Origin of the sequence: Anaerosalibacter bizertensis (assembly GCF_009696605.1) — a bacterium.
In the GTDB taxonomy this organism is placed as follows: Bacteria; Bacillota; Clostridia; order Tissierellales; family Sporanaerobacteraceae; genus Anaerosalibacter; species Anaerosalibacter bizertensis.
In genome coordinates, this window is sequence record NZ_VULR01000001.1 from 264,334 (window position 1) to 278,742 (window position 14,409).

Genomic DNA, 14,409 nt, shown 5'->3' on the forward strand with positions numbered 1-14,409 from the left:
TTATTTGCTTTTTTCCATTTCTTCTTCTGTTTCTTCTTCCCCAATCATTTCTAAATCTGTAATACCATCGTCTACTGATTCTTTTATTTCAATTTCTGCATCTTCTTCCGTAAGAACTTTTACATCAAGAGCTAAACTTTGTAATTCTTTAATTAATACTTTAAATGATTCTGGTACTCCTGGCTCTGGTATGTTTTCTCCTTTAACTATTGCTTCATAAGTTTTTACACGTCCAACTACATCATCTGATTTTACTGTTAATATTTCCTGTAGAGTATGGGACGCACCATAGGCCTCTAGAGCCCAAACTTCCATCTCTCCAAACCTTTGGCCACCAAACTGAGCCTTTCCACCTAATGGTTGTTGAGTTACTAGTGAATAAGGTCCAGTACTTCTTGCGTGAATCTTATCATCTACAAGGTGATGAAGTTTTAACATATACATGTAACCTACTGTAACAGGATTGTTGAAATATTCTCCTGTACGTCCATCTCTTAACATTATTTTACCGTTTCCAGGATATCCTGCTTTAGTAAGTGCGTCGATTATATCTTGTTCATTGGCTCCATCAAATACTGGTGTAGCTACTTTCCAGCCAAGTTTTTTAGCTGCCAATCCTAAATGAACTTCTAAAACTTGACCTAGATTCATACGTGAAGGAACTCCTAACGGGTTTAATACTATTTCTACTGGAGTACCGTCAGGTAAATAAGGCATATCCTCTTCTGGAAGGATTCTAGAAATAACACCTTTGTTTCCATGACGTCCACACATCTTATCTCCTACGTTTATTTTTCTCTTAGTAGCTACATAAACTCTTACCATTTGATTTACACCTGGAGGAAGTTCATCTCCATTTTCTCTTGTAAATATCTTAACATCTACAACTATTCCAGTCTCTCCATGAGGAACCCTTAAAGATGTGTCCCTTACTTCTCTAGCTTTTTCTCCAAAAATAGCTCTTAAAAGTCTTTCCTCTGCTGTAAGTTCTGTTTCACCTTTTGGAGTTACTTTTCCAACTAAAATATCCCCTGATTTAACTTCTGCTCCAATCCTTACTATACCTCTTTCATCTAAATCTTTTAACATATCTTCTCCAACATTTGGAATGTCTCTAGTTATTTCTTCAGGTCCTAGTTTTGTATCTCTTGCTTCTGATTCATACTCTTCTATATGAACAGATGTTAGCGTATCTTCTTTTACTAATTTTTCACTTATAAGTATAGCATCTTCATAATTATATCCTTCCCAAGTCATAAATGCTATTAGAAGATTTTTTCCAAGAGCTATTTCTCCAGTATCTGTACTTGGTCCATCAGCAATAACAGCTGCTTTTTCCACTTTTTCACCTTGTTCAACAATAGGTCTTTGATTTATACAGGTTCCTTGGTTAGAGCGTTTAAATTTAAGTAGTCTATATCTATCTATTTGTCCATCTTTATCTCTTTTAATGAGTATCTCATTTGAAGATACTTTCTCCACAACGCCGCTATTTTTAGCTAATACTACAACACCTGAATCTCTTGCTGCTTTGTATTCTATTCCTGTTCCTATAACCGGAGATTCAGTTTTTAAAAGCGGAACTGCTTGACGCTGCATGTTAGCACCCATTAGTGCTCTATTAGCATCATCGTTTTCTAAGAAAGGAATCATAGCAGTACCTACAGAAACTATTTGCTTTGGTGAAACGTCCATATAATCTACATCTTTACTAGGGAATATATCTATAACCCCTTCTTTACCTCGTGCTATAACCCTCTTATTTAAAAATCTACCTTCTTCGTCTAAAACTTCATTAGATTGGGCTATAATAAATCCATCCTCTAGATCTGCTGTTAAATACTCTATTTCTTCAGTTACAACTCCTCTTTCCTTGTCTACCTTTCTGTAAGGTACTTCAATAAATCCATATTCATTAATCCTTGCATAGGTTGTTAATGATGTTATCAAGCCTATATTTGGCCCTTCAGGGGTCTCTATAGGACACATTCTTCCATAATGAGAATGATGAACGTCCCTAACTTCAAAACCTGCTCTATCCCTACTTAACCCGCCAGGTCCTAGGGCAGACATTCTTCTTTTATGGGTTAGTTCTGCTAGTGGATTTGTTTGATCCATAAATTGTGATAATTGGCTGCTACCAAAAAACTCTTTAATAGAAGCCACTACAGGTCTAATATTTATAAGGGCTTGTGGAGTTGCTACATCTATATCTTGAATAGTCATTCTTTCCCTTACTACTCTTTCCATTCTGGATAAACCAATTCTAAATTGATTTTGAAGAAGTTCACCAACAGAACGAAGTCTTCTATTACCTAGATGATCTATATCATCTGTATTTCCTACTCCAAAAAATAAATTAAACTCATAACTAATACTTGCAATAATATCATCTTTAATAATATGTTTTGGTGAGATTTCTTTTATTCTATCTTTTATAGCTTCTTTTAACTCATCTGGATCTTCATAAGTATCTACTAGCTCTTTCATAACAGGATAATAAACTTTTTCTTTAAGTCCCAACTCTTTAAGAGAAAAAGGAAGATCAAATGCTTCTGCTTCTACAAAGTTATTTCCTACTACTCGTACAACTTTATCTTCTCCAACTAGTAAATCCACTCTTTTAATTCCCTTGTTTTCAATTTCTATAGCTTTATCTAAACTTATTTTTTCTCCTTCTTCTGCAAGAATTTCTCCTGTTTCTGGATCAACTATATTTTCTGCGCTAATCATTCCTACAATTCTATTTCTTAAAGCTAATTTTTTATTGAATTTATACCTACCTACTTTTGCTAAATCATACCTTTTAGGATCAAAAAACAAACTATTTATAAGAGATTTTGCACTCTCAACAGTAGGTGGTTCTCCAGGTCTTAATCTTTTATATATCTCTATAAGGGCTTCATCCTCAGTTTTTGTGTTATCCTTCTCTAAGGTTTTTAAAACTTCCTCCGTTTCTCCTAAAAGCTCTATTATCTCCACGTTACTACTATATCCTAATGCTCTTAGTAATGTAGTTATTGTAAGCTTCCTTGTTCTATCAACTCTAACATAAACTATATCATTAGAGTCGGTTTCATATTCAAGCCATGCACCTCTATTTGGAATAACTGTTGCTGAATAAAGTTTTTTACCAACCTTATCAATTTCAAAATTATAATATACGCTAGGGGATCTAACAAGCTGACTTACTACTACTCTCTCAGCACCATTGATTATAAATGTTCCTTTTTCTGTCATTAAAGGGAAATCACCCATAAATACCTCTTGTTCTTTTACCTCTCCAGTCTCTTTATTAATAAGTCTAACTTTTACTTTTAAAGGTGCAGAATAATTGGCGTCCCTTTCTCTTGCCTCATCTTCATCATATTTAGGATCATCTCCTATATAGTAATCTACAAATTCTAAAATTAAATTACCTGTATAATCTTGTATAGGTGAGATGTCCTGAAATACTTCTTTTAATCCTTCATTTAAAAACCATTCATAAGAACTTTTTTGTACTTCAATTAAATCTGGTAAATCTAGTACTTCATCAATTCTTGAATAACTCATCCTAACACTTTTCCCGTATGTTACAGGATGCACCATATAATTTTCACCCCTTATTAAAACTAAAATAGCCAAAAGTATATGTACTTTTGGTAGTTATTGGCATTTTTTCCGGAAGTGTATCTATTATAGCATTGCCATTTTTAAAAATTATTATTCACATCATTCATAATTTCGATTATTATGCATCTTGTTATGCTAACACACAACTTTAAATATGTCAAGAAATTTTTCGATTTATGTAATTTTAAAATAAATTTAAAAAAAGGCCCTCTTAGATGAAAGCCTTTTTAAATTCATTACTTTAATTCTACAACTGCTCCAACTTCTTCTAGTTTAGTTTTGATTTCTTCAGCTTCTTCTTTAGCTGCTCCTTCTTTAACAGCTTTAGGTGCTGAGTCAACTAACCCTTTAGCTTCTTTTAATCCTAATCCAGTTATATCTCTTACAACTTTAATAACTTTGATTTTTTCAGCTCCAACTTCTTTTAAAACTACATCAAATTCGCTTTTTTCTTCTGCTGCTGGTGCTGCTCCGCCTGCTGCTGGTGCTGCTGCAACTGCAACTGGTGCTTGAGCACTAACTCCAAATTCTTCTTCTAATTCCTTAACTAATTCTGATAATTCTAAAACAGTAAGGTTTTTTACTTCTTCAATTAAATTTTGAACTTTTTCGCTTGCCATTTCAAAAATCCCTCCATATAGTTTTTATTTTTATTAAGCTTCTTGTGCTTCTTGATTTTCTTTAATTGCATTTAATGCATATACAAGATTTCTAAGGTTACCTTGTAATACATTGACAAATCCTGAAATTGGACCATTAAGTCCTCCAAGAGTTTGTGCAATAAGTACTTCTCTTGATGGTAAGTTAGCTAACTCTTTAATTTCATTAATATCAATAATATTACCATCAACTATACCTGCTTTTATTTCTAAATTATCATGTTCCTTTGAAAATTCATGAATAATCTTAGCCGCTTGTACTGGATCATTATATCCAAAAGCTACTGCATTTGGTCCTGCTAAAAATTCATTAAAATCTTCAAATCCTGATTCTTTAAAAGCAAATCTCATTAAAGTGTTTTTATACACTTTATAATCTACTCCAGCTTCTCTACATTTACTTCTTAGCTTATTTAGTTCATCTACCTTCAATCCTCTATAGTCTACTAATACTACTGATTGAGCTTTATCAACTTTTTCTTTAATTTCTTCTACTATTCCTTTTTTTCCTTGAAGTACTTGTTCTCTCACAAGCTTCACCTCCTTAAGATGCACATATAAAAAGTCTCTCCGTAGACACAGAGAGACATTGATTTCATAATTTATGATTTATAAATCAAAATTCTCACCTCGGTAGGAATATTTAAACCCTATAGGTTCCTACGGTCTACGGCAACTATATTTAATTAACAATATATATTATATCACTATTATTCTTCGTCGTCAACAAGTGCATCTAAAATTCTTTGGGAACTAATCTTTATTCCTGGTCCCATAGTGCTAGATAATACAACGCTCTTTAAATATTTTCCCTTTGCTGCTGCTGGTTTAGCTTTAATGATAGCATCCATAATAGTTGCAAAATTTTGTCTTAACTTTTTAGTTCCAAAAGAAACTTTTCCTATTGGTACGTGAACTATACTATTTTTGTCAACCCTATATTCAACCTTACCTGCTTTGATTTCTTCAACAGCTTTTCCTACTTCAAATGTAACTGTACCAGATTTTGGATTTGGCATTAATCCTTTAGGTCCTAAAATCCTACCTAATTTCCCTACAACACCCATCATATCAGGAGTTGAAACAACAACATCAAAATCAAGCCAATTTTCATTTTGAATCTTTGCTACATATTCTTCTCCACCAACATAGTCTGCTCCTGCTGCTTCTGCTTCTTTAGCCTTTTCTCCTTTTGCAAACACTAGAACTTTTCTTGTTTTGCCAGTTCCATGTGGTAAAACTACTGCTCCTCTAACTTGTTGATCTGCATGCTTAGGATCTACTCCTAATCTTACTGAAAGTTCTACAGTTTCATCAAAATTTGCTTTTGCAGTTTTTTGAACAAGCTCAATTGCTTCTATTGGTTCATAAAGTTTATGTCTATCTACAAGTTTTATACTGTCTTGATATTTCTTACCTCTCTTTGCCATAAAACATACCTCCTTGTGGTTTTATCGGAAAATCCTCCCACTTAACTTTTATTTATGCATAGAATTTATTCTTCAACTACAATTCCCATGCTCCTTGCAGTTCCTGCTACCATTCTCATAGCAGCTTCAATACTACCCGCATTTAAGTCAGGCATTTTTATTTCTGCAATTTCTTTAACTTTGTCTTTTGATATTTTAGCAACCTTAGTCTTATTTGGTTCTCCAGAACCTAGTTCAACTCCAACAGCCTTCTTTAACAAAATTGATACAGGTGGAGTCTTTGTAATAAATGTAAATGATCTATCTTGATAAACTGTAAGAACAACCGGAATTATCATACCAGCTTGAGCTGCAGTTTTCGCATTAAACTCTTTTGTAAATTGCATAATATTTACACCATGAGGTCCTAATGCTGTACCTACTGGTGGTGCCGGTGTCGCCTTTCCTGCTGGAATTTGTAATTTAACTACGGCTATAACTTTCTTTGCCATCTAATTCCACCTCCTCATTACTCTGTGGTTTTGCGGGATAATCCCTCCCACTAAAACAGATCTATTTTAAAAAGCTATTAGCTTTTATAAGCTTAGTTAAAGTTTTTCTATTTGCTCAAAATCTAGTTCAACCAAAGTTTCTCTGCCAAACATAGAAACAAAAACTTTTACTTTCTTCTTTTCTAAATTTATATTGTCAACAGTTCCCATGAAATTTTCAAAAGGTCCTGATATAACCTTAACAGAATCCCCTTCTTCTAAATCAATATTTGGTGAAATTGTCTCTTGTACACCTAGAGCCTTAACTTCACTATCTGACAATGGAACAGGTTTAGACCCTGGTCCAACAAATCCAGTAACTCCTCTTGTGTTTCTAACTAAGTACCAAGACTCATCATTGATTATCATTTTTAAAATAACATATCCTGGGAACATCTTTCTTTCTTTAACTTTCTTCTTCCCAGACTTTGTTTCAATGTACTCTTCTGTGGGAACTATTACTTCAAATATGTCATCTTTCATACCTCTATTCTCAACCATTTTTTCAATATTAGCTTTAACTTTATTTTCATGGCCAGAATAGGTATGAACTACATACCATTTAGCTTTTTTAGCTCTCTCTAATCTACTTTCATCCTTCTCATTTCTATCCATCATAAGTATGGGGACCAATTTTGGTCCTTCCCTCCTTCATATCACTTTATTATAAAAGATAACAATCGATGGATTCCTAAGTCTAAAACCCAAACTACCAATCCAAATATTACGCACATAAATATTACTACACCTATATAATTAACAGTCTCTTTTTTGGTAGGCCATATGACTTTTTTAGTTTCAGCTTTTACCCCTCTGAAATAGTTGCCCATTTTACCTTTTTTAGTACTAGTTTGAGCAGACATTCAATTCACATCCTTACCTTTTTTCTCATACATTACCTAGTTTCTTTATGTAATGTATGCTCCTTACAGAACTTACAGTACTTTTTAAGCTCTATTCTTTCGCTATTATGATTCTTATTCTTAGAAGTAGTATAATTTCTTTGTTTGCATTTAGTACAAGCCATTGTTACTCTATCTCTCAACTGGAACACCTCCTAAATAAAAGTGTATATATAAACATAAGGTAGATTCCGGGTACAAAAACCCACTATCAACTCATTACTTAATATAAACTATCACAAATTAAATACTATGTCAATAAAAATTTAACAAGATAAAAGCCTATAATATATATAAGTTTATGTGCTTTTTCTATTATTTATCCACTTCTATCCTTAGATTTTATCTTTAAAAAAGACTAGGCCAAAAAGACCCAGTCTTTTTAATCTTATTCAATAACTTTAGAAACAACTCCTGCTCCTACAGTTCTTCCACCTTCACGGATTGAGAATTTTAATCCTTCTTCTATTGCTACTGGTGTAATAAGTTCTATAACGAACTTTGCATTATCTCCAGGCATTACCATTTCTGTTCCTTCTTCTAATTCTATATTTCCTGTTACGTCTGTTGTTCTAAAATAGAATTGTGGTCTATATCCATTGAAGAATGGTGTGTGTCTTCCACCTTCTTCTTTTGTTAATACATATACTTCAGCTTCGAATTTTGTATGTGGTGTAATACTTCCTGGCGCTGCTAATACTTGGCCTCTTTCTATTTCTTCTCTTTGAACTCCTCTTAATAGTGCTCCTATATTATCTCCTGCTTGTGCTTCATCTAATATCTTTCTGAACATTTCTATTCCTGTTACTACTACTTTTCTTGAGGATTCACTTAACCCAACTAGTTCTACTTCGTCACCAGTTTTTAATTGTCCTCTTCCTACTCTTCCTGTTGCTACTGTTCCTCTTCCTGTTATACTAAATACGTCTTCTACTGGCATTAGGAATGGTTTGTCTATATCTCTTTCTGGTTCAGGAATTTTCTTGTCTACTTCTGCCATTAATTCTATAATCTTGTCTCCCCATTCACTATCTGGTTCTTCTATTGCCTTTAATGCTGATCCTACTACTATTGAAGCATTGTCTCCATCAAAATCATATTCGCTTAATAGTTCTCTTACTTCCATTTCTACTAATTCTATTAATTCTTCATCATCTACCATATCTGCTTTGTTTAAGAATACTACTATTTCTGGTACTCCTACTTGTCTTGATAGTAGTATATGTTCTCTTGTTTGTGGCATTGGACCGTCTGCTGCTGATACTACTAATATTGCACCGTCCATTTGTGCTGCTCCTGTGATCATGTTCTTTACATAGTCAGCGTGACCTGGACAATCTACGTGTGCATAGTGACGGTTTTCTGTTTCATATTCTACGTGGGATGTAGAAATTGTTATTCCTCTTTCCCTTTCTTCTGGAGCTTTGTCTATATTGTCATAGCTCATTACTTCTCCTGATCCTGATCTTGAGTTTAATACTGTTGTTATTGCCGCTGTTAATGTTGTTTTACCATGGTCTACGTGACCTATTGTTCCAATATTAACATGTGGTTTTGTTCTCTCAAATTTTGCTTTTCCCATTTTTCTTCCTCCTCAATTTTGATTTGATAAGAAAACTTAGCCTGGTGTTTCCTAGCCGCTAATAATAAATAGTACTACAAAAAAATATATTTTGGAGCCCATGACCGGATTTGAACCGGTGACCTCTTGCTTACCATGCAAGTGCTCTACCTTCTGAGCTACATGGGCATTTATAACCACTGTAAATAATTTTACTATCTAGTCATACTAATGTCAATAGTAAAAAATATTAATCCTCTCTCAATTCTAAATACCTTTCTAATTTCCTCTTCACTCTTTGCAATGCATTATCAATACTTTTAACATGTCTATTTAATTCTTCTCCAATTTCTTGATAAGATTTTCCTTCTAGATATGCCATAAGCACTTCCCATTCAAGATCGCTTAATATTTCACCAATTTTACTTTCCATATTATTTAATTCTTCTCGACTTATAATAAGTTCTTCTGGATCTGTAATCTTAACTCCTGATAATACGTCTAAAAGAGTCCTATCTGATTCTTCATCATAAATAGGTTTATTTAAAGATACATAAGAGTTTAAAGGAATATGTTTCTGTCTTGTAGCTGTTTTTATAGCAGTTATTATTTGTCTAGTTATACAAAGCTCTGCAAAAGCTTTAAAAGATGTAAGCTTGTCCTTGTTATAGTCTCGAATAGCCTTATACAGCCCTATCATTCCTTCTTGAATAATATCCTCCCTATCCGCTCCTATTAAAAAATAAGATCTAGCTTTTGCCCTTACAAAGTTTTTATACTTAGTTATAAGATACTCTAATGCTTGAAAATCACCTTTCTTAGCTTCCTCAACAATATCCTCATCTTCTAAACTATCACAATCTATAATGTCTAATTTATTGTACAGACCTATGCCCACCAAGTATCCCCTCCAGAAAGTGTTGAAACATTTCATTTTACTTACTTCAACTAATTAAATTATAATTAATTAATATTTAATAGTCAAGATTATTCCTGTTCCTTTCTCCAATTTTCTAACTTTTTAATAATTTTTTCATCTAATCTACCAATTATTAAATCATTTATTTGGTTTTTTCTCTTATTTTTTTTATTGATGAGCTTTTTTTGATTTTCTATTTCTACTTCCAATTCTCTTGCAGAGATTCTTGTTCCTCCTCTTCCTAAAACAACCTGTTGTTCCATCCAGTCAGATGTAGCTACTCTAACCTTTTTTACTCTTCCTATATCATCTAAAGTTTTTTCAATGTACTGATCTGCTGTTTCATCTTCTTTTGTATATACTACCTCAATATCTTTTATTATTTCTTTTCTTCCACTACTACCCTTTACCATATGTGCATCAAATACTACTATTACTTTTATTTTAGTATAGTATTGATATTCAACCATAATATCTATTAATTCATTTCTGGCCACCTCTAAATCTATTTCGCTTAATGAGCGTAATTTTTCCCAAGAATTTATAATATTGTACCCATCTACAAATAAATACTCTTTGGATTTCGAACCATTATTTGACATATCTCTCTCTTACCACTTCATATATTAATATAGAGGCAGCATTGGATGCATTTAATGAAGATATTTTTCCTAGCATAGGTATTTTTATTAAAAAATCACAATTTTCCTTTACTAATCTAGAAATTCCTTTCCCTTCATTTCCAATTACTAAAACTTTTGGACCACTAAAATTTCTTTGAAAATAATACTCTTTCCCGTCCATATCTGCACCGTACACCCACAATCCTTTTTCCTTAAGTTCTTTCAATGTATCTGTTATATTTGTTACCTTGGATATTAACATATGCTCTACAGCTCCAGCTGAGGACTTAACTACCGCTTGTGTTATTGTAGCGGATCTTCTTTTAGGAATTATGATACCATGTACTCCTCCACACTCTGCCGTTCTTATAATAGAACCTAAATTGTGTGGGTCTTCTATTTCATCAAGAACTATTATAAATGGATCTTCTTCTAAGCTTTTAGCTTTATTTAAAATATCATCTATAGAAGCATAAGTATAAGGAGTGACCAATGCTGCCACTCCTTGATGAGTGTTCCCTTTAGAAATTGTATCTAAATGCTTCTTATCTACATGCTGTATTGGAATTTTTTTATCTTTAGCCATTCCAACAATCTTATTAACTGAACCTTTCAATTGGCCTTTAGATATTAATATTTTTTCAACTTGCCTGTTGTTTTTTAAAGCTTCTAGCACTGGGTTTCTGCCTACTATATAGTCATTATAGTCATTTTCCATTTTTATCACTCCTTATCTATACTGCCTACCAATTTGATGGCAACCAATATAGCAACATAAACATAATTTTACTCTATTTAGCATAATTATAACCTTTTAAATCTTTCTCTTACATTTTCTATTTCTCCACAAGTCATCTTGCCTTCTGGACATGGACCTGTTAAACAGCCTGGACCAATATTTTTAAAAAGAATTGGATAAACTCTTTTAACTTCCTTTAACATTTCTGTAGCTAAGTTCCTTATTTCCCATTGAGCCCTATTACAACATCTTAATCTAAAGAAATTAAAAAGACTTCTAGTATTCATAGTAAATACAATTTTAGTTTCACATGCATTTGGAAAAATATATCTTGCATCTTCAATAGACATTTTCTCCGCCATAGACATTGCTTTCTTCTCATTATATCCTTTTTTTAGAAATTTTTCAAAATGTTCTTCATACAATATATCAGTAATCTCATTATAATACTTTTGATCTTCTTCCATAGCCTTTATATACATTTCTTTAGCTTTCGGAATGTTTTCAATAGATGGGGGAATTATATAGTCAAATTGTTCAAGTTTCACATAACGTTGAGATTGTTGAGAAAAGCTTGCTATTCTATGTCTTACTAGTTGATGAGTTAATACTCTTGAAACTCCCTCTACACCAAAAGTAAAGGTTACATGTTCAATTGGCGATTCATGGCCTAAATCCATAAGCATATTTAGAAATTTATCCACTTTTTCTTCATCTAAATTTTCTTCTATTTTATCAATACCTATAGGAGAATAACAGAGTTTAGCAGCGGAAGCTACTAATTTTTCTCCTTCTGGCGTATATCTTAAAAGTTCAACTTTAAGTTTACTATTCAAAATATCATCCTTCCTTAAGCTATATTTTTTCACTTTAACTTGTTTTATTAAGAAATTATCTCATTAAATAATTGGAACATTCTTTTTTCTTGATTTGTTAAATATAAAAAACCTACTAAAGCTTCAAATCCTGTAGCATATTTATAATCAGTTATACTTGCATTTTTAGGAGATGAATGGTTTTTTGAATTTCTTCCTCTTTTTACAATGTTTTTTTCTTCCTCTGTAAGCATATTCTCTAAAGAATGTATTATATCTGATTGAGCCTCTGCTTTTACATATTGAACTGCTTCTTTATGTAATTCGTGAACCGGTAAATTCTTTTGTAGTAAATATGTTCTTATAAAAAGCTCATATACTGCATCTCCTATGTAAGCTAATTGTAAGGGAGAAAGCATGGAAGCTTCCCTTACAGTTAGCTTTATATTATTAAAACATTCATATAAGTTTTTATCCATATTCTATACCCTCTTCCACTTCACTCCATCTTTTGTATCTTCAATTATTATACCTTTTTCTTTTAATTCATCCCTTATACTGTCTGCCAATTTAAAATCTTTATTTTTTCTAGCTTCAGATCTTTTTTCTATTAATTCAACTATTTCTTCTTCCAATATCTCTTCTTCTTTAGATAATATTCCTAAAACTTTTGAAAGCTCCATTAATGTATCATAGATATGTTCAATTAATTTTCTAGATGACTTTTCATCTAATTTTGTGTTTGAAGTCTTAACTATTTCAAAAAGAGAAGCAATTCCATCAGCTGTATTTAAGTCATCTTCCATACTCTTCTTAAAATTAGCCTTAAATCCATCAATTTCAGCAAATATTTTCTCCTCTTCTCCTGTCAACTCTTTTTCTTCTGACTTTTCAATCAAATATTCTAAATTCTTCTTTCCATTATACAATCTTTCTAATCCATGTTTAGCCTGATTTAAAAGTTCTTTACTGAAGTTTATAGGACTTCTATAATGGGCTGACAATAAGAAAAATCTTAATATTTCTAAATCAAACTCTTCTCCTATTTCTCTTACTGTGAAAAAGTTGAATTCAGATTTTGACATCTTCTTATTTTCTACATTTATCATTGCATTGTGAAGCCAATAATTTGCAAAAGTCTTTCCAGAAAGTGTTTCACTTTGGGCTATTTCATTTTCATGATGTGGAAATTGTAAATCCTCCCCACCAGCATGTATATCAATAGTTTCTCCTAAAAATTCTTTTGCCATTACTGAACATTCTATATGCCAACCAGGCCTTCCTTTTCCCCATGGACTTTCCCAAGATGGCTCCCCTTTCTTTTCTTTCTTCCATAATGCAAAATCCATAGGATTTTTCTTTTCTTTACTAACTTCAATTCTAGCTCCACTTACAAGTTCTTCAATGTTTTTTTTAGAAAGCTTTCCATAGTCTTTAGCTGCTGATACATTAAAATAAACATTTCCATCTACATTATAGGCACTACCACTATCTATTAGCCCCTGAATAAAATCTATTATTTCTTCTATATGTTCTGTAGCTCTTGGATGAATAGTTCCAGCTTCATCTAAAAGAAGTCCATCTGCATCTATATGATATTCATCAATAAATCTATCAGCTATTTTTTTAACTGTTGTATTCTCTTCTTCAGCCTTCTTTATCATCTTATCATCAATATCTGTGAAATTAACTAAATACTTTACTTCATATCCAATATACTTAAAATATCTTCTCAATGTATCAAATACTACTAATGGCCTAGCATTTCCTACATGCATATAATTATATACTGTAGGTCCACATACATACATAGTTACTTTCCCATCTTCAATAGGTTTAAATTCTTCTTTTTTTCTTGTTAATGTATTATATAATTTCATCATTTACATCTCCTTTCCTTTCATATATATATCTTTCTAATTCTGATATTCTTTTTCTTAAGCATTCTAGCTCTTGAAAAACAGGATCTGGCAATTTTATTTGATCTAAATCTATTTCATTATTTGTTTTAACGCATTTAAGCCTTTTGTTATTCTTCACTACTATCCTTCCAGGTACTCCTACTACTGTACAGTTAGGCGGAACTTCTTTCAATACTACGGAGCCTGCACCTATTTTTGAATTATCCCCTACAGTAAAAGGTCCCAATATTTTAGCTCCTGAACTTATAACTACATTATTTCCAATAGTAGGATGCCTCTTTCCTTTCTCTTTTCCTGTACCACCTAATGTAGCACCCTGATATATAGTTACATTATCTCCTATCTCCGTAGTTTCGCCTACTACTACACCCATTCCATGGTCTATAAATATACCCTTTCCAATTTTGGCACCAGGATGTATTTCAATTCCTGTGAAAAACCTGCCAATATTAGATATGATTCTAGCCAATAAATACAATTTTATATTGTAGAAAAAATGGGCAATTCTATAAAAGAAAAGAGCATGTAATCCAGGATAACAAAGAATAGCTTCAGCCCAACTTCTAACAGCAGGATCTCTTTGTCTTATAGCTTTTATATCTTCCTTTATAGTTTCCCACATAATAATCCTCCTTTTTTATAATAAAAAAAACCGCCTCAAAAACAGAGGCGATTGTTATCGCGGTTCCACTCT

At 32.3% G+C, this 14,409-nt stretch carries 16 protein-coding genes, 1 tRNA gene and 2 other annotated features (1 of these 19 only partly in view); all 17 genes read right to left on the reverse strand.

The annotated features are described in order from the left end of the window. The 17 genes from rpoB to cysE all read right to left on the reverse strand — a co-directional run bounded on the left by rpoB (nt 1) and on the right by cysE (nt 14,337). Nucleotides 1–3,591 (reverse strand): DNA-directed RNA polymerase subunit beta, encoded by a 3,591-nt coding sequence (gene rpoB / locus FYJ27_RS01355; RefSeq protein ID WP_154481937.1) that lies wholly within the window; start codon nt 3,589–3,591, stop codon nt 1–3. A gap of 260 nt (nt 3,592–3,851) precedes the next feature. After that, on the reverse strand, nt 3,852–4,235 hold the full coding sequence (rplL, locus tag FYJ27_RS01360) for a 50S ribosomal protein L7/L12 (RefSeq protein ID WP_154481940.1): 384 nt from the start codon (nt 4,233–4,235) through the stop codon (nt 3,852–3,854). Between the two features lie 33 nt (nt 4,236–4,268). Continuing rightward, entirely contained in the window at nt 4,269–4,805 is a 537-nt protein-coding gene (rplJ, locus tag FYJ27_RS01365; RefSeq protein WP_226808378.1) for a 50S ribosomal protein L10, read from the reverse strand. 18 nt (nt 4,806–4,823) lie between these two features. Then, nucleotides 4,824–4,965: a sequence feature (ribosomal protein L10 leader region), on the reverse strand. A gap of 19 nt (nt 4,966–4,984) precedes the next feature. Next, nucleotides 4,985–5,704 carry a 50S ribosomal protein L1 gene (rplA, locus tag FYJ27_RS01370; RefSeq protein ID WP_154481946.1) on the reverse strand — a complete coding sequence of 240 codons (720 nt, stop codon included), beginning with the start codon at nt 5,702–5,704 and terminating at the stop codon, nt 4,985–4,987. 65 nt (nt 5,705–5,769) lie between these two features. Next, the gene (rplK, locus tag FYJ27_RS01375) at nt 5,770–6,195 is read right to left on the reverse strand and encodes a 50S ribosomal protein L11 (protein ID WP_154481949.1); all 426 of its coding nucleotides are present in this window, start codon (nt 6,193–6,195) and stop codon (nt 5,770–5,772) included. A 96-nt stretch (nt 6,196–6,291) separates the two neighbouring features. Continuing rightward, nucleotides 6,292–6,849 carry a transcription termination/antitermination protein NusG gene (nusG, locus tag FYJ27_RS01380; protein WP_154482150.1) on the reverse strand — a complete coding sequence of 186 codons (558 nt, stop codon included), beginning with the start codon at nt 6,847–6,849 and terminating at the stop codon, nt 6,292–6,294. A 41-nt stretch (nt 6,850–6,890) separates the two neighbouring features. After that, complete coding sequence (gene secE / locus FYJ27_RS01385; RefSeq protein WP_154481952.1) at nt 6,891–7,097, reverse strand: preprotein translocase subunit SecE; 207 nt, start codon at nt 7,095–7,097, stop codon at nt 6,891–6,893. Between the two features lie 32 nt (nt 7,098–7,129). After that, on the reverse strand, nt 7,130–7,279 hold the full coding sequence (gene rpmG, locus FYJ27_RS01390; RefSeq protein ID WP_154481955.1) for a 50S ribosomal protein L33: 150 nt from the start codon (nt 7,277–7,279) through the stop codon (nt 7,130–7,132). A gap of 245 nt (nt 7,280–7,524) precedes the next feature. Then, a complete protein-coding gene (tuf, locus tag FYJ27_RS01395; protein WP_154481922.1) occupies nt 7,525–8,718 on the reverse strand; it encodes an elongation factor Tu in 1,194 nt (397 codons plus the stop codon). Between the two features lie 92 nt (nt 8,719–8,810). Continuing rightward, nucleotides 8,811–8,886, reverse strand: a tRNA-Thr gene (locus FYJ27_RS01400). A gap of 61 nt (nt 8,887–8,947) precedes the next feature. Next, the gene (gene sigH / locus FYJ27_RS01405) at nt 8,948–9,595 is read right to left on the reverse strand and encodes an RNA polymerase sporulation sigma factor SigH (RefSeq protein ID WP_226808649.1); all 648 of its coding nucleotides are present in this window, start codon (nt 9,593–9,595) and stop codon (nt 8,948–8,950) included. Nucleotides 9,596–9,684: 89 nt separating this feature from the next. Then, nucleotides 9,685–10,218 carry an NYN domain-containing protein gene (locus tag FYJ27_RS01410; protein WP_154481961.1) on the reverse strand — a complete coding sequence of 178 codons (534 nt, stop codon included), beginning with the start codon at nt 10,216–10,218 and terminating at the stop codon, nt 9,685–9,687. Next, nucleotides 10,208–10,957: a 23S rRNA (guanosine(2251)-2'-O)-methyltransferase RlmB gene (gene rlmB, locus FYJ27_RS01415; RefSeq protein WP_154481964.1), complete on the reverse strand. Its 750-nt coding sequence runs from the start codon at nt 10,955–10,957 to the stop codon at nt 10,208–10,210. The genes FYJ27_RS01410 and rlmB overlap by 11 nt, the downstream gene beginning before the upstream one ends. Before the next feature lie 86 nt (nt 10,958–11,043). Further along, nucleotides 11,044–11,814 (reverse strand): FAD-dependent thymidylate synthase, encoded by a 771-nt coding sequence (gene thyX, locus FYJ27_RS01420; RefSeq protein WP_154481967.1) that lies wholly within the window; start codon nt 11,812–11,814, stop codon nt 11,044–11,046. Between the two features lie 47 nt (nt 11,815–11,861). Beyond that, a complete protein-coding gene (locus FYJ27_RS01425; RefSeq protein ID WP_154481970.1) occupies nt 11,862–12,272 on the reverse strand; it encodes a Mini-ribonuclease 3 in 411 nt (136 codons plus the stop codon). Nucleotides 12,273–12,275: 3 nt separating this feature from the next. Then, nucleotides 12,276–13,673, reverse strand: a complete 1,398-nt coding sequence (gene cysS, locus FYJ27_RS01430) for a cysteine--tRNA ligase (protein WP_154481973.1) — start codon at nt 13,671–13,673, stop codon at nt 12,276–12,278. Continuing rightward, the gene (cysE, locus tag FYJ27_RS01435; RefSeq protein WP_154481976.1) at nt 13,660–14,337 is read right to left on the reverse strand and encodes a serine O-acetyltransferase; all 678 of its coding nucleotides are present in this window, start codon (nt 14,335–14,337) and stop codon (nt 13,660–13,662) included. Before cysE ends, cysS begins: the two co-directional genes overlap by 14 nt. 40 nt (nt 14,338–14,377) lie before the next feature. Continuing rightward, nucleotides 14,378–14,409, reverse strand: a binding site (T-box leader) (it continues 191 nt past the right edge of the window).

What these genes read in the sequence shown, in the direction of transcription:
- rpoB (WP_154481937.1), bottom strand. Translation starts at nt 3,591, where the DNA reads ATGGTGCATCCTGTAACATACGGGAAAAGTGTTAGGATGAGTTATTCA.
- rlmB (WP_154481964.1), bottom strand. Translation starts at nt 10,957, where the DNA reads ATGGAAAATGACTATAATGACTATATAGTAGGCAGAAACCCAGTGCTA.
- FYJ27_RS01410 (WP_154481961.1), bottom strand. Translation starts at nt 10,218, where the DNA reads ATGTCAAATAATGGTTCGAAATCCAAAGAGTATTTATTTGTAGATGGG.
- rplL (WP_154481940.1), bottom strand. Translation starts at nt 4,235, where the DNA reads ATGGCAAGCGAAAAAGTTCAAAATTTAATTGAAGAAGTAAAAAACCTT.
- nusG (WP_154482150.1), bottom strand. Translation starts at nt 6,849, where the DNA reads ATGGATAGAAATGAGAAGGATGAAAGTAGATTAGAGAGAGCTAAAAAA.
- rplA (WP_154481946.1), bottom strand. Translation starts at nt 5,704, where the DNA reads ATGGCAAAGAGAGGTAAGAAATATCAAGACAGTATAAAACTTGTAGAT.
- cysS (WP_154481973.1), bottom strand. Translation starts at nt 13,673, where the DNA reads ATGAAATTATATAATACATTAACAAGAAAAAAAGAAGAATTTAAACCT.
- FYJ27_RS01425 (WP_154481970.1), bottom strand. Translation starts at nt 12,272, where the DNA reads ATGGATAAAAACTTATATGAATGTTTTAATAATATAAAGCTAACTGTA.
- secE (WP_154481952.1), bottom strand. Translation starts at nt 7,097, where the DNA reads ATGTCTGCTCAAACTAGTACTAAAAAAGGTAAAATGGGCAACTATTTC.
- tuf (WP_154481922.1), bottom strand. Translation starts at nt 8,718, where the DNA reads ATGGGAAAAGCAAAATTTGAGAGAACAAAACCACATGTTAATATTGGA.
- cysE (WP_154481976.1), bottom strand. Translation starts at nt 14,337, where the DNA reads ATGTGGGAAACTATAAAGGAAGATATAAAAGCTATAAGACAAAGAGAT.
- rplK (WP_154481949.1), bottom strand. Translation starts at nt 6,195, where the DNA reads ATGGCAAAGAAAGTTATAGCCGTAGTTAAATTACAAATTCCAGCAGGA.